Genomic DNA, 13,223 nt, shown 5'->3' on the forward strand with positions numbered 1-13,223 from the left:
CAGGGAAACCTGCGGGCAGATGGAGAAGAATAATGAGTCAGACCTCTGCTGATCCGGCAACGCTACGCTTGCCGTTTAAAGAAAAACTTGCCTATGGACTGGGGGATTTAGGTTCCAATATCCTGTTAGATATCGGGACCCTCTATTTACTCAAATTTTATACCGATGTGCTGGGTTTACCAGGGACTTACGGCGGGATCATTTTCCTGATCGCCAAATTTTTTACCGCATTTACCGATATGGGTACCGGCATTATGCTCGACTCGCGGCGTAAAATTGGTCCGAAGGGCAAATTCCGCCCGTTCGTGCTTTACGCGGCATTTCCGGTAACGCTACTGGCGATTGCTAACTTTGTCGGCACACCGTTTGAGGTTACGGGAAAAACCGTCGTCGCAACGATGCTGTTTATGTTGTATGGGCTGGTTTTCAGCATGATGAACTGCTCGTATGGCGCGATGGTGCCCGCGATTACCAAGAACCCGGATGAACGCGCCTCGCTTGCCGCCTGGCGTCAGGGCGGCGCCACTCTCGGCCTGCTGCTGTGTACCGTTGGCTTTGTGCCGGTCATGAACCTGATCGAAGGCAATGCCCAACTCAGCTATATTTTCGCCGCCACGCTATTTTCATTGTTTGGCCTGCTATTTATGTGGCTGTGCTACGCCGGCGTTAAAGAGCGCTACGTCGAAGTGAAACCTGTCGATAACGCGCAAAAGCCCGGATTATTGCAGTCGTTCCGCGCCATCGCCGGTAACCGTCCGCTGTTTATTCTGTGTATCGCCAACCTTTGTACTCTTGGCGCCTTCAACGTCAAACTGGCGATTCAGGTTTATTACACCCAGTACGTTCTTAACGACCCGATCCTCCTCTCCTGGATGGGCTTCTTTAGCATGGGCTGTATTTTTATCGGCGTCTTTTTGATGCCCGGCGCAGTAAGGCGTTTTGGCAAGAAGAAAGTCTATATCGGCGGGCTGTTAATATGGGTGGCGGGCGATCTGCTCAACTACTTCTTTGGCGGCGGCTCGGTCAGTTTTGTCGCCTTCTCCTGCCTGGCGTTCTTCGGTTCCGCCTTCGTCAACAGCCTGAACTGGGCGCTGGTTTCCGACACGGTGGAGTACGGTGAATGGCGCACCGGCGTCCGCTCGGAAGGGACGGTTTACACCGGCTTCACGTTCTTCCGTAAGGTCTCCCAGGCGCTGGCAGGGTTCTTCCCCGGCTGGATGCTGACGCAAATCGGTTATATCCCGAATGTGGTGCAATCGGCAGGCACCGTCGAAGGCCTACGCCAGTTGATCTTTATTTATCCTTGCGTGCTGGCGGTCATCACCATTATTGCGATGGGCTGTTTCTACAACCTCAACGAGAAGATGTACGTGCGAATTGTGGAAGAGATTGAGGCCCGGAAACATACGGTTTAACAACAATAAAATATAACGCCCTGCGGGGCGTTTTGAGAGGCGATTATGTCTAATCATGATCCGCTAACGCTAAAGTTGAGCCTGCGGGAAAAATGCGCCTATGGCGTGGGCGATTTCGGCTCAAATCTGATGCTGTGTATCGGTACGCTGTATCTACTGAAGTTTTATACCGATGAACTCGGGATGCCTGCATATTACGGTGGAATTATCTTTCTGGTGGCGAAATTCTTCACCGCTTTTACCGATATGCTCACCGGCGTATTGCTGGATTCACGCCGTAATATTGGCGCAAAAGGAAAGTTTCGGCCTTTTATTCTGTATGCGTCATTTCCGGTCGCTCTGGTTGCTACTGCGCAATTCTTTGCCACTCACTTTACTTTACCCGTTAAAACAGCCTTCGCGACGGTGCTGTTTATGTTGTTCGGTCTGTTCTACAGCCTGATGAACTGCTCATACGGCGCGATGGTACCCGCTATTACCAAAAATCCGCATGAGCGCGCCCAGCTCGCCGCATGGCGACAAGGCGGCGCTACCATTGGCCTTCTTCTTTGTACTGTAGGTTTTATGCCCATTCAGGCGCTGTTTACCCGTTCCCCTTCGCTGGGTTATCTGATTGCAGCAGTCATTTTTTCGGTCTGCGGGCTGTTCAGCATGTGGTGGTGCTTTAGCGGGGTGAAAGAACGGTATATCGAAACCGTGCCTGACACGCATAAACCCAGCATATTGAAGTCCTTCTGCGCGATTTTTCGTAATCCGCCGTTGCTGGTGCTCTGCGTTGCCAATTTGTGCACGCTGGCCGCCTTTAATATCAAGCTGGCCATTCAGGTTTATTACACTCAGTACGTGCTGAACGATATTCATTTGTTGTCATGGATGGGTTTTTTCAGCATGGGCTGTATCCTGATTGGTGTTTTATTAGTACCTGCTGCGGTAAAACGCTTCGGGAAAAAACAGGTTTATCTTGGTGGTCTGATATTGTGGGCCGTTGGCGATATCCTGAATTTTATCTGGGGTGGAACGTCATTCCTGTTTGTTATTTTCTCTTGTATCGCCTTTTTCGGTACCGCTTTCGTCAACAGCCTGAACTGGGCACTGGTTCCGGATACGGTTGACTACGGTGAATGGAAAACGGGTATTCGCGCTGAAGGCTCGGTGTATACGGGTTATACCTTTTCCCGCAAAATTTCCGCTGCGCTTGCTGGCTTTTTGCCAGGTATTATGCTGACGCAAATCGGTTATATCCCCAACATAGCTCAAAGTGACACCACGTTGCTTGGTTTGCGTCAGCTCATTTTTTTATGGCCTTGCGGTCTTGCCATTATCGCAGCACTAACGATGGGCTTTTTTTATAAGCTCAATGAACAACGTTTCGCTTTTATTATCGAGGAAATTGCCCAACGAAAGAAAACAGGTAATCAAATTGTCGCGACTAATAATAAACAAAGTATTTCTACTGTAAATAATTAAACGACACTTGCCGCTTTATCCATCCCGATGGATGGCGGCTTCCCTACATTTGAAAAATGGATTTATTATGAAATCTCTGAATACTCTAGTGATATTAACTTCTGTAATATCCACCTCTGTTTTTGCTGGCGCTTATGTAGAAAACCGTGAGGCCTATAACCTGGCGTCTGACCAAATGGAGTTTATGCTGCGCGTCGGCTATAACTCCGATATGGGGGCCGGAATTATGTTGACCAATACCTATACGCTACAGCGTGATGATGAATTAAAGCACGGTTATAATGAGATTGAGGGCTGGTATCCGTTATTTAAACCTACAGATAAATTAACCATCCAGCCTGGCGGGTTAATAAACGACAAAAGCATTGGTTCCGGCGGCGCCGTCTATCTGGATGTTAACTATAAATTTACCCCGTGGTTTAATCTTACGGTACGTAACCGATATAATCACAATAATTATAGTTCAACCGATTTGAATGGCGAACTGGATAATAATGACAGCTATGAAATCGGTAACTATTGGAATTTTACCATTACCGATAAATTTTCTTATACCTTTGAACCACACTATTTTTATAACGTTAATGATTTTAATAGTAGTAATGGTACGAAGCATCATTGGGAAATCACTAATACCTTCCGTTATCGTATCAATGAACACTGGCTGCCCTACTTTGAATTACGCTGGTTAGATCGTAACGTGGGCCCCTACCATAGAGAGCAAAACCAGATTCGTATCGGGGCGAAGTATTTCTTCTGATATTATCGCCTCTATTTTCCGAATCTGCATCACAGCGGGTAGTTGTTCTGCCCGCTCATTCATCCTGAATCAGACTCCCGATATCCCGCCCCTAAGCGCCATGATAATATTCGCAAAGCGTTTTACCGTATTCATGCTTATAGAGAAGGGAAACAAATGAATAAGCGATTTAATATTGATTGGGACAATAAATTAACCCAGGAACAGCTCATTAATTTGATTTTAACCGATGAAGATCTGCCAAAGCTTCGCTCACTGACCATTGGTAACTGGGGTGATTGTTGGGAAGACGAAACCTGCCAGCCTATTATTGATATGATTGTGGAGAACGCCCCCCGCTTTGCTCACCTGGAATCACTGTTTATCGGTGATATGGAGAGCGAAGACTGCGAGATCTCCTGGATTAAACAAGGTAACTATTCCAGGCTCTATGCGGCGTTACCCAATCTGAAAGAACTGATCATTAAAGGCGCGTCGGATCTGCGACTGGGCGCTATACATCATGAGAAACTGGAGCACCTGGAAATCATTTCCGGCGGCATCCCTTCTAACGTACTTGCCGAACTACAAAATGCGCAGCTCCCTGCATTAAAAACGCTGAAGCTCTTCCTGGGCGTAGAGGAATACGGTTTTGACGGTTCGCTGGATGACGTGATGGCGCTGGCATCCAAAGACCTTTTCCCTCAGCTCACCCATCTGGGGTTGATGAACAGCGAAGAGCAGGATGATATCGTCCGCCGGGTGCTGGAAAGTAATATCCTGCCGCAGCTTAACGTGCTGGAACTCTCGTGCGGTACCTTAACGGACAACGGCGCAGAGGCGCTGCTGGAGCATAAAGACCGAATTGTGCATCTGGAAACACTCGATCTCTACCACCACTATTTGACGCCGGAGATGCAGGAAAAGCTAAAAGCCGCGCTGCCGATAACCCTTAATCTTTCAGAAGCGCTGGAGCCTGATGATTACGATGGCGATATTTATATGAATGCGATGTACACCGAGTGATTGTGTTGGGGAATGTGCACATTCCCCTACTCACCGATAAAGGGATTTATTGTGATTACGCTCATTGGCCCCCGTCAGAGCAAGCGCACACATTATTTTATGCAGGCTGCCGCCGTACTTGGGGAATCCGTCACGGCGCTGACTCATCCGCACGCGCTGGACGCTTCGCTGACCTCTGGCATCGTTAAAATCGACCCGCCAGTACACAGTGAAACTGACATCCGCAAAATAAACGCGATCGGTCTGGACTATATCCATTTTTTGCAGAACATGGCGGCGCGTCCTGGCGTCACCTGGCTTAACCATCCGGCGGGCCTCGTTCACCTGTTGGATAAAAAACGCTGCAAGCGGCGCTTACTAGAACACGGCATCCCCACGCCGCCGTTGGTAGCGGAAGACGTAAAAAGTTTTGCACATCTCACCGCTATCATGGAGGAAAAAAAGGTCGCCAGCGTGTTCATTAAGCCCTCGCTGGGTTCTGGCGCGGCGGGCGTTATCGCTTTGCGTCGCCACCCTGATGGCATAAAGCAGGTGCTTTACAGCGCGATTGCCATATCAGGACAACAGCTATTTAACAGCAAAAAAATCCAACAGTATCGTCAGAAAGAAGATATCCAGCTCATTATTGATGGCGTTCTTCAGCAGGAAAACCTCGTCGAGCAGTGGCTGCCCAAAGCCAGCGTAAAGCGTAAAACCTATGATTTACGTATCGTCTGCCTGGATGGCGAAATTATCTGGCGAGTAGTCAGAACCTCCTCGCAGCCCATTACTAACTTACATCTGCAAAACCAGGCTTGCCGCTTCGAAAGTCTGGAGCTATCTGCCGCAAAAGTGACTGAGATCGATACGCTCTGTCAAAATGCCATGCGGCTTTTTCCTGGCATTCGCTTAGCGGGTATTGATGTTTTACTTACTACCAGCCTGACGCCGTATATTATTGAAATTAATGGCCAGGGTGATTTGATTTATCAGGATGCGCAGCAGAACAATCTAATTTATCAGGCGCAAATCCGGGCCATGAGGAAGCAAAATGTATAATTCAATGGATGAAGTCCCCGTCTCGCTACACGCGTCGATTGACACCGGCGATGGCGAACTCAATATGAATGCGCTAATTAGTAATAACGTTCATATTCTTTTTATTGTGCTGGACTCGTTACGCTACGATATTGCGCTTCAGGAACAAACCGCCGGAAATACGCCAAACCTTAATCATTATGGACAATGGACGAAATGCGAGGCGGCCGGTAATTTTACCTGGCCTTCGCATCACGCCATGTTTTCAGGTTTTATGCCAAAACCTATTGATGATACCGTTAATCAGACCATACTGTTTTTCCCAAAAGATATCGGACTTGGTCGTAAAGGGCCGAAAAATGCATTTGCCTTTGATGACGCAACATGGATAAAAAGTCTGGAAAATAAAGGCTACCAGACCATCTGTATTGGCGGCGTCTCTTTCTTTAATAACCGCTCCGGCATGGGAAAAGTGTTCCCGTCGATGTTTAAAGAGAGTTACTGGCATCCACGCTTTGCCTGTACGGTTAAAGAAAGTATGGATAATCAGATCCATTATATCCAGAAAATCATGGCCGAGCGTGCTGGCAGCCAACCGGTCATGATGTATATCAATATTGATACGATTCATTACCCTAACCATTTTTACGTTGAGGGCGCGGCCCCAGGCGATACCGTAGAGACCCATGCCGCCGCGCTACGCTATATCGACGCCCGCATCGACGGATTACTAAACATTTTCCGCCAAACCGGCGGCGAAACGTTCGTTATTGTCTGTTCCGATCACGGTACCTGCTATGGCGAAGACGGGAAATATTTCCATAGTTTTAATCATCCGATCGTTAATACCGTTCCCTATATGCATTTCTTGCTGAGCTGTAATCATTAATATGAATAACAATGATATTTATCGTCAGTATATGTACAGTTATCCGCATAAGACGGCTTATCGGGAGCTGGAGAACGTCAGCTTTAGCGAAGTAAAACCGCGCATTTACGAGCACGACACACATCTGTATGTTCATATGCCGTTTTGTCAAAGTCGCTGCGGGTTCTGTAATTTATTTACCTGCACAGGCGCAGATAATACGTTCATTGATAGCTATATCGACGCGATTATTACCCAGGGCCGACAAATGGCGCTGGCGCCCGTCCACTGGGCAAGCTTTACCGTAGGCGGCGGCACACCTCTGCTATTAAACATTGCGCAATTAGAGAAGTTATTTTTTTCCGTCTTTGATGTGCTCAATGTTGACTGGAATATTTATAAAACAATTGAAACTTCCCCTACGGATACCACGGCAGAAAAAGTAGCGCTATTAAACGCCTTTTCCGTTAATCGCGTCAGTATTGGCGTACAAAGTTTTCATGATAGCGAGTTACATACGCTGCATCGCCGCCACAATGCCGCCAGCGCGCACCAGGCGCTGGAATGGCTAAAGGCAGGTCATTTTCCATCACTCAATATTGATATTATTTACGGCATTCCCGGTCAGACTCACGCAAGCCTGACGGAATCGTTACATCAGGCGCTCGTTTATCAACCGGAAGAGCTGTTTCTTTATCCGCTTTATAATATGCCTCGCCAGGAAAATATGCATAGCTACTACGTTTTAGCCCGCGATCTTTTACGCAACGCGGGCTACACCCAAACGTCCATGCGCCGTTTCGTCCTTAATCCAGCGCCATCCGCCGCGGCGGAAAGCTGCGGATTTGAAAACTCACTGGCGCTCGGCGCGGGCGGCAGAAGTTATCTTGGCAATCTGCATTACTGTTCGCCGTGGTCGTCGAACCTGCAGACATCACGAAAAATCATTCAGGCGTTTATCGACAGCCCGGATAAGACCGTCATTAATCACGGTTATCTGCTTCCCCCTGATGAAATGAAACGCCGCTTTATCATTAAAAATCTATTTTTCTGGCAGGGACTTTCTCTTAGCGATTATCAGCAATATTTTGCCAGCGATGCGCTAAGGGATTTCCCCGACCTGGAACGCTTTATACGGCAGGGCTACTGTTATCAGAATGGCAGTCGCCTCCGGCTAACGGAGACCGGTATGGCATTATCCGATTGCCTTGCTCCTGTGTTCGTTTCGCCTGAGGTGATGCTACGGGAGAATCGGCAGAGATGAGCACCCCCGCCCTGCGCGATATTCACACGCTGTTTTATCGCGGCTATCTTAAATCGTGTAATTATCATTGCGGCTATTGCCCGTTCCATAAACACGCCCGTAACGATAAAAAACGCGACGAAGCCGCGCTATGGCGCATGGTTGACCATTTGCCTCTTTTAGGTACGCCGTTGAATGTGATGATTACGCCTTATGGCGAGGCGCTACGCTTGCGTTATTACATGGCGGCGCTGGCAGAAATTAGCCGCTATCCTCATGTTCAGGCGGTCGGCATACAAACTAACGCCTCTTTTTCGTTAATGTCATTGCTGGAGTCATTTCGTGCTGGCGGCGGAGATATCTCAAAGCTTCGGTTATGGTGTTCTTTTCATCCCTCACAAATTACCGCTGAGCGCTTTCTCCAGCAGTGTTTAGCGCTCTCTGCCGCCGGAATAACCTGGTGCGCGGGGGCTGTCGCCAGTATGAAAGATATCGACCAGTTTCGTTGGCTACGCCAGCAGTTGCCTGACCAGAATTATTTTTGGCTTAACGCCAACGAGTGTGCCAATACCCGGCATACCGTTGAGGAAACCATCGCCTTCGGCGAACTCGATCCGCTGTATGTGATTGAAACGCAGCAGTGGCCAGCCCAGTTGGATATCTGTACCGCAGGAAGAAAAAGTATTTTTATGAATGCAGAAGGCGATCTTTTTGCTTGTCATATCAGCAAAATTAAAATGGGTAATTTATATCAGCAACGGCTTAATTCTCCCGCCTGCCAGGCAAAACAATGCCACTGTTTTCTCGCTTATCAGCACCGTCTCGATATTCCATTGCTGAATCACCTGGATACCTCACGCTGCTTTAGGATCGGGCGCTCATGCGATATCGTTTAATCGCTTTTGATCTTGATGGAACGCTGCTAAACCGTAATAAACAAATTCTGCCAGAGTCGCTAACCGCTATCCGTCAGATGCAGGACATGGGCTGCCGAATAATGCTTGTCACCGGCCGCTCTCATCGTGAAGCCTATGCGTATTATCAAACGCTGGCGCTCAACGAACCGATGATCTGTTGTAACGGAAGTTATATTTATCAACCGGCTCAACAGCAGATCCTTCATCCGCTGCCGCTGACGCACTTACAAACGGAAAAAATACTGGCGCGGGTATATCCGCTTAAACCGACAATTCGTGCTGATGATAAAATAATCTTTCAGGCTGATGAGCTAAGCAGTAGGGAGAATATTTGGCAAATCAGCGTCGTTCATCGGCACATAAAACAACTACAACATATTGCTGAGTTTATACAGCATGAATTACAGCTAAGCTGTACCTGGTCCTGGCATCATCAACTGGATATTCTCCAGAAGGGGTGTAGCAAAGGACAAAGCCTCGTCAGATATGCACAGCAACAGCATATCGCAATGCGCGAAGTGATGGCGTTTGGCGATAATGATAACGATGCGGAAATGCTACGTTTAGCCGGATTGGGTGTAGCGATGGGGAATGCCAGCGCTCGGGCAAAGGTTTATGCGGATAGCGTCATTGGTCGGCATAATACGCCAGCGATTGCTAATTTTTTGACGACCTTATCCCTTTCTCAATGTGAATAAAAAAACCCCGCCGAGTTTTCATTTCGGCAGGGTTTTTATCCGTAAGAGCGTTAATTACTCTTCTTTCTGACCACGGTTCGCACGGCGGCGATCGTTTTCCGTCAGGTGACGTTTACGGATACGGATAGAGGTTGGGGTGACTTCTACCAGTTCGTCGTCATCAATGAACTCCAGCGCTTGCTCAAGGCTCATTTTAATTGGCGGAACCAGAATCACCGCTTCATCCGTACCGGACGCACGCATGTTGGTCAGTTTCTTACCGGTCAGGCAGTTTACCGTCAGGTCGTTGGAGCGACTGTGAATACCAATAATCTGGCCTTCGTAAACTTCCGCGCCGTGACCCAGGAACAGCTTACCGCGATCCTGCAAACCGAACAGCGCAAACGCCACCGCTTTACCCTGACCGTTGGAGATCAGTACACCGTTCTGACGCTGGCCCACTTCACCCGGACGAATATCGTCGTAATGGCTGAAGGTGGAGTACAGCAGACCCGTACCGGAAGTCATGGTCATGAATTCTGAACGGAAACCAATCAGCCCGCGGCTTGGGATCACGTAGTCGAGACGTACGCGGCCTTTACCGTCCGGATTCATGTTTTTCAGGTCGCCTTTACGCTCGCCCAGCGCCTGCATGACAGACCCCTGGTGCTGCTCTTCGACGTCCAGCGTCACGTTTTCGTACGGCTCTTGTTTACGACCGTCGATTTCACGGAAGATAACTTTCGGACGGGAAACCGCCAGTTCGAAACCTTCACGACGCATATTTTCAATCAGCACGGACAGGTGCAGTTCGCCACGACCGGATACACGGAACGCATCCGCATCTTCGGTTTCTTCAACGCGCAGCGCCACGTTATGCACCAGCTCTTTGTTCAGACGATCAAGAATCTGACGAGAAGTCACAAACTTACCTTCTTTACCGCAGAACGGCGAGGTGTTAACGCAGAAGAACATAGACACGGTCGGCTCATCAACGGACAGCGCCGGCAGCGCTTCAACGTTCTGCGGGTCGCAGATGGTGTCGGAAATGTTCAGCTCGCCCAGACCGGTGATCGCAATGATATCGCCCGCTTCGGCGATATCGCTGTCGATACGCTCCAGACCCAGATGCGTCAGCACTTTACCTACTTTCGCGTTACGGGTTTTCCCTTCACTATCGATGATAGTGACCTGCTGGTTCGGCTTCACTTTGCCGCGTTTGATACGGCCGATGCCGATAACGCCAACGTAGTTGTTGTAGTCCAGCTGGGAGATCTGCATCTGCAACGGACCATCGAGGTCAACGTCCGGCGCCGGAACATGATCAACGATCGCCTGATACAGCGGGGTCATGTCTTCCGCCATATCTTCGTGGTCCAGACCCGCGATACCGTTCAGCGCCGAAGCGTAGATGATCGGGAAGTCCAACTGTTCGTCGGTCGCGTCGAGGTTAACAAACAGGTCGAATACCTGGTCAACAACCCAGTCAGGGCGCGCGCCAGGACGGTCAACTTTGTTGATAACCACAATGGGTTTCAGGCCATGAGCAAAGGCTTTTTTGGTCACGAAGCGCGTTTGCGGCATCGGGCCGTCAAATGCGTCAACCACCAGCAGCACAGAGTCAACCATGGACATGACGCGCTCTACTTCACCACCGAAGTCAGCGTGCCCGGGAGTATCAACGATGTTGATACGGTAATCATTCCATTTAATAGCGGTGTTTTTAGCGAGGATAGTAATACCACGCTCTTTCTCCAAATCGTTGGAGTCCATCACTCGCTCTTGAGTTTCGGCACGCGCGTCGAACGTACCGGATTGCTGGAGCAGCTTATCAACCAGGGTAGTTTTACCATGGTCAACGTGCGCGATGATGGCGATGTTACGCAAATTTTCGATCACAACTTTGCCTCAGGCATTAGAAATAGCGCGTTATTGTACACGGATTAATCGCACTACAAAACAGGATCACAAACATCCTCCGCAAACAAGTATTGCAGAGTCTCTTTGTGATCGCTTTCACGGAGCGTTAAAAGGGTGGCTTGCGTTCTATTGCACCAATGTGGTGCTTAATGTTCACATTAAAGCACTATTTTGGTGCAACATAGTCACCGTGGTGCAGCCCTTTTGCACGATGGTGCGCATGATAACGCCTTTTGGGGGCAATGTGAAAGTTGGCACAGATTTCGCTTTATATTTTTACGGCGACACGGCCAGCAGAATTGAAGATCTCGTTACCACGACGACCGACCATGACCAATCCGGGAGAGTACAAGTATGTCCGCTGAACACGTTTTGACGATGCTGAACGAGCACGAAGTGAAGTTTGTCGATCTGCGCTTCACCGATACCAAAGGCAAAGAACAGCACGTCACGATTCCTGCTCATCAGGTAAATGCCGAATTCTTTGAAGAAGGCAAAATGTTTGACGGCTCCTCTATCGGCGGCTGGAAAGGCATTAACGAATCCGACATGGTGCTGATGCCAGACGCATCCACCGCAGTGATTGACCCGTTCTTCGCGGACTCTACCCTGATTATCCGTTGCGACATCCTGGAGCCTGGCACTCTGCAAGGTTATGACCGTGACCCACGTTCCATCGCAAAACGTGCGGAAGACTACCTGCGCGCGACCGGTATCGCCGATACCGTCCTGTTTGGGCCGGAACCTGAATTCTTCCTGTTCGACGACATCCGCTTCGGCGCATCTATCTCCGGCTCACATGTGGCGATTGACGATATTGAAGGCGCCTGGAACTCCTCTACCAAGTACGAAGGCGGCAACAAAGGCCATCGTCCGGGCGTGAAAGGTGGTTATTTCCCGGTTCCGCCAGTTGACTCCGCGCAGGATATCCGTTCTGAAATGTGTCTGGTCATGGAGCAGATGGGCCTGGTCGTTGAAGCGCACCACCACGAAGTAGCGACCGCAGGTCAGAACGAAGTGGCGACCCGCTTTAACACCATGACCAAAAAAGCCGACGAAATTCAGATTTACAAATATGTCGTGCATAACGTGGCTCACCGCTTCGGTAAGACCGCGACCTTTATGCCAAAACCGATGTTCGGCGATAACGGTTCCGGTATGCACTGCCACATGTCGCTGGCGAAGAACGGCACCAACCTGTTCTCTGGCGACAAATATGCCGGTCTGTCTGAGCAGGCGCTGTACTACATCGGCGGCGTCATCAAACACGCCAAAGCCATCAACGCCCTGGCGAACCCGACCACCAACTCCTACAAGCGTCTGGTCCCGGGTTACGAAGCGCCGGTGATGTTGGCCTACTCCGCCCGTAACCGTTCCGCCTCCATCCGTATTCCGGTGGTGGCGTCTCCGAAAGCGCGCCGTATCGAAGTTCGCTTCCCGGACCCGGCGGCTAACCCGTATCTGTGCTTTGCCGCCCTTCTGATGGCCGGTCTGGACGGGATTAAGAATAAGATTCACCCGGGCGAAGCCATGGACAAAAACCTGTATGACCTGCCGCCGGAAGAAGCGAAAGAGATCCCACAGGTAGCGGGTTCTCTGGAAGAAGCGCTGAACGCGCTGGACCTGGACCGCGAGTTCCTGAAAGCAGGCGGCGTGTTCACGGATGAAGCGATCGATGCGTATATTGCGCTGCGTCGCGAAGAAGATGACCGCGTGCGTATGACCCCGCACCCGGTAGAGTTTGAGCTGTACTACAGCGTTTAATCGTATATTAAAAATCCGACGAATTTCGCGTTGCTGCAAGGCGGCAACTGAGCACATGCCCAGGAGCATAGATAGCGATGTGACTGGGGTAAGCGAAAGCAGCCAACACAACAGCAGCGTGAAAGGCGTCAGGAGTTTTTGAGTTGCCGTGGAAACTTTCAGCCCATCCC

Annotated in this window: 11 protein-coding genes; 10 read left to right on the plus strand and 1 reads right to left on the minus strand. The window is 49.7% G+C overall.

What is annotated here, in order from left to right:
* Positions 1 to 32: 32 nt before the first annotated feature.
* The 9 genes from ACLD4K_RS08660 to ACLD4K_RS08700 all read left to right on the plus strand — a co-directional run bounded on the left by ACLD4K_RS08660 (position 33) and on the right by ACLD4K_RS08700 (position 9,390).
* On the plus strand, positions 33 to 1,415 hold the full coding sequence (locus ACLD4K_RS08660; protein WP_411011702.1) for an MFS transporter: 1,383 nt from the start codon (positions 33 to 35) through the stop codon (positions 1,413 to 1,415).
* A gap of 45 nt (positions 1,416 to 1,460) precedes the next feature.
* On the plus strand, positions 1,461 to 2,882 hold the full coding sequence (locus ACLD4K_RS08665; RefSeq protein WP_000064888.1) for an MFS transporter: 1,422 nt from the start codon (positions 1,461 to 1,463) through the stop codon (positions 2,880 to 2,882).
* Positions 2,883 to 2,949: 67 nt separating this feature from the next.
* Complete coding sequence (ompL, locus tag ACLD4K_RS08670) at positions 2,950 to 3,642, plus strand: porin OmpL (RefSeq protein WP_000838829.1); 693 nt, start codon at positions 2,950 to 2,952, stop codon at positions 3,640 to 3,642.
* 156 nt (positions 3,643 to 3,798) lie between these two features.
* Entirely contained in the window at positions 3,799 to 4,647 is an 849-nt protein-coding gene (locus ACLD4K_RS08675; RefSeq protein ID WP_183059535.1) for an STM4015 family protein, read from the plus strand.
* A gap of 12 nt (positions 4,648 to 4,659) precedes the next feature.
* Entirely contained in the window at positions 4,660 to 5,685 is a 1,026-nt protein-coding gene (locus tag ACLD4K_RS08680) for an STM4014 family protein (RefSeq protein WP_411011703.1), read from the plus strand.
* Positions 5,678 to 6,553, plus strand: coding sequence for an STM4013/SEN3800 family hydrolase (locus ACLD4K_RS08685; protein ID WP_411011704.1), 876 nt, complete (start codon positions 5,678 to 5,680; stop codon positions 6,551 to 6,553). The genes ACLD4K_RS08680 and ACLD4K_RS08685 overlap by 8 nt, the downstream gene beginning before the upstream one ends.
* Before the next feature lies 1 nt (position 6,554).
* Positions 6,555 to 7,796: an STM4012 family radical SAM protein gene (locus ACLD4K_RS08690; RefSeq protein ID WP_411011705.1), complete on the plus strand. Its 1,242-nt coding sequence runs from the start codon at positions 6,555 to 6,557 to the stop codon at positions 7,794 to 7,796.
* Positions 7,793 to 8,671, plus strand: a complete 879-nt coding sequence (locus ACLD4K_RS08695; RefSeq protein WP_411011706.1) for an STM4011 family radical SAM protein — start codon at positions 7,793 to 7,795, stop codon at positions 8,669 to 8,671. Before ACLD4K_RS08690 ends, ACLD4K_RS08695 begins: the two co-directional genes overlap by 4 nt.
* Positions 8,656 to 9,390 (plus strand): Cof-type HAD-IIB family hydrolase, encoded by a 735-nt coding sequence (locus ACLD4K_RS08700; protein ID WP_411011707.1) that lies wholly within the window; start codon positions 8,656 to 8,658, stop codon positions 9,388 to 9,390. The genes ACLD4K_RS08695 and ACLD4K_RS08700 overlap by 16 nt, the downstream gene beginning before the upstream one ends.
* A gap of 54 nt (positions 9,391 to 9,444) precedes the next feature.
* Here ACLD4K_RS08700 and typA read toward each other — a convergent pair whose 3' ends face one another.
* Positions 9,445 to 11,268 (minus strand): ribosome-dependent GTPase TypA, encoded by a 1,824-nt coding sequence (gene typA / locus ACLD4K_RS08705; protein ID WP_000572064.1) that lies wholly within the window; start codon positions 11,266 to 11,268, stop codon positions 9,445 to 9,447.
* 375 nt (positions 11,269 to 11,643) lie between these two features.
* Here typA and glnA point away from each other — a divergent pair, with 375 nt between their 5' ends.
* On the plus strand, positions 11,644 to 13,053 hold the full coding sequence (gene glnA, locus ACLD4K_RS08710; RefSeq protein WP_001271699.1) for a glutamate--ammonia ligase: 1,410 nt from the start codon (positions 11,644 to 11,646) through the stop codon (positions 13,051 to 13,053).
* Positions 13,054 to 13,223 lie beyond the last annotated feature (170 nt).

This window comes from Salmonella sp. 741265055_HSA (genome assembly GCF_046569525.1).
GTDB classification, from domain to species: Bacteria; Pseudomonadota; Gammaproteobacteria; order Enterobacterales; family Enterobacteriaceae; genus Salmonella; species Salmonella enterica.

What these genes read in the sequence shown, in the direction of transcription:
- ACLD4K_RS08680 (WP_411011703.1), top strand. Translation starts at nt 4,660, where the DNA reads ATGTGCACATTCCCCTACTCACCGATAAAGGGATTTATTGTGATTACG.
- ACLD4K_RS08695 (WP_411011706.1), top strand. Translation starts at nt 7,793, where the DNA reads ATGAGCACCCCCGCCCTGCGCGATATTCACACGCTGTTTTATCGCGGC.
- ACLD4K_RS08675 (WP_183059535.1), top strand. Translation starts at nt 3,799, where the DNA reads ATGAATAAGCGATTTAATATTGATTGGGACAATAAATTAACCCAGGAA.
- ACLD4K_RS08665 (WP_000064888.1), top strand. Translation starts at nt 1,461, where the DNA reads ATGTCTAATCATGATCCGCTAACGCTAAAGTTGAGCCTGCGGGAAAAA.
- glnA (WP_001271699.1), top strand. Translation starts at nt 11,644, where the DNA reads ATGTCCGCTGAACACGTTTTGACGATGCTGAACGAGCACGAAGTGAAG.
- ACLD4K_RS08690 (WP_411011705.1), top strand. Translation starts at nt 6,555, where the DNA reads ATGAATAACAATGATATTTATCGTCAGTATATGTACAGTTATCCGCAT.
- ACLD4K_RS08685 (WP_411011704.1), top strand. Translation starts at nt 5,678, where the DNA reads ATGTATAATTCAATGGATGAAGTCCCCGTCTCGCTACACGCGTCGATT.
- ACLD4K_RS08660 (WP_411011702.1), top strand. Translation starts at nt 33, where the DNA reads ATGAGTCAGACCTCTGCTGATCCGGCAACGCTACGCTTGCCGTTTAAA.
- ompL (WP_000838829.1), top strand. Translation starts at nt 2,950, where the DNA reads ATGAAATCTCTGAATACTCTAGTGATATTAACTTCTGTAATATCCACC.
- ACLD4K_RS08700 (WP_411011707.1), top strand. Translation starts at nt 8,656, where the DNA reads ATGCGATATCGTTTAATCGCTTTTGATCTTGATGGAACGCTGCTAAAC.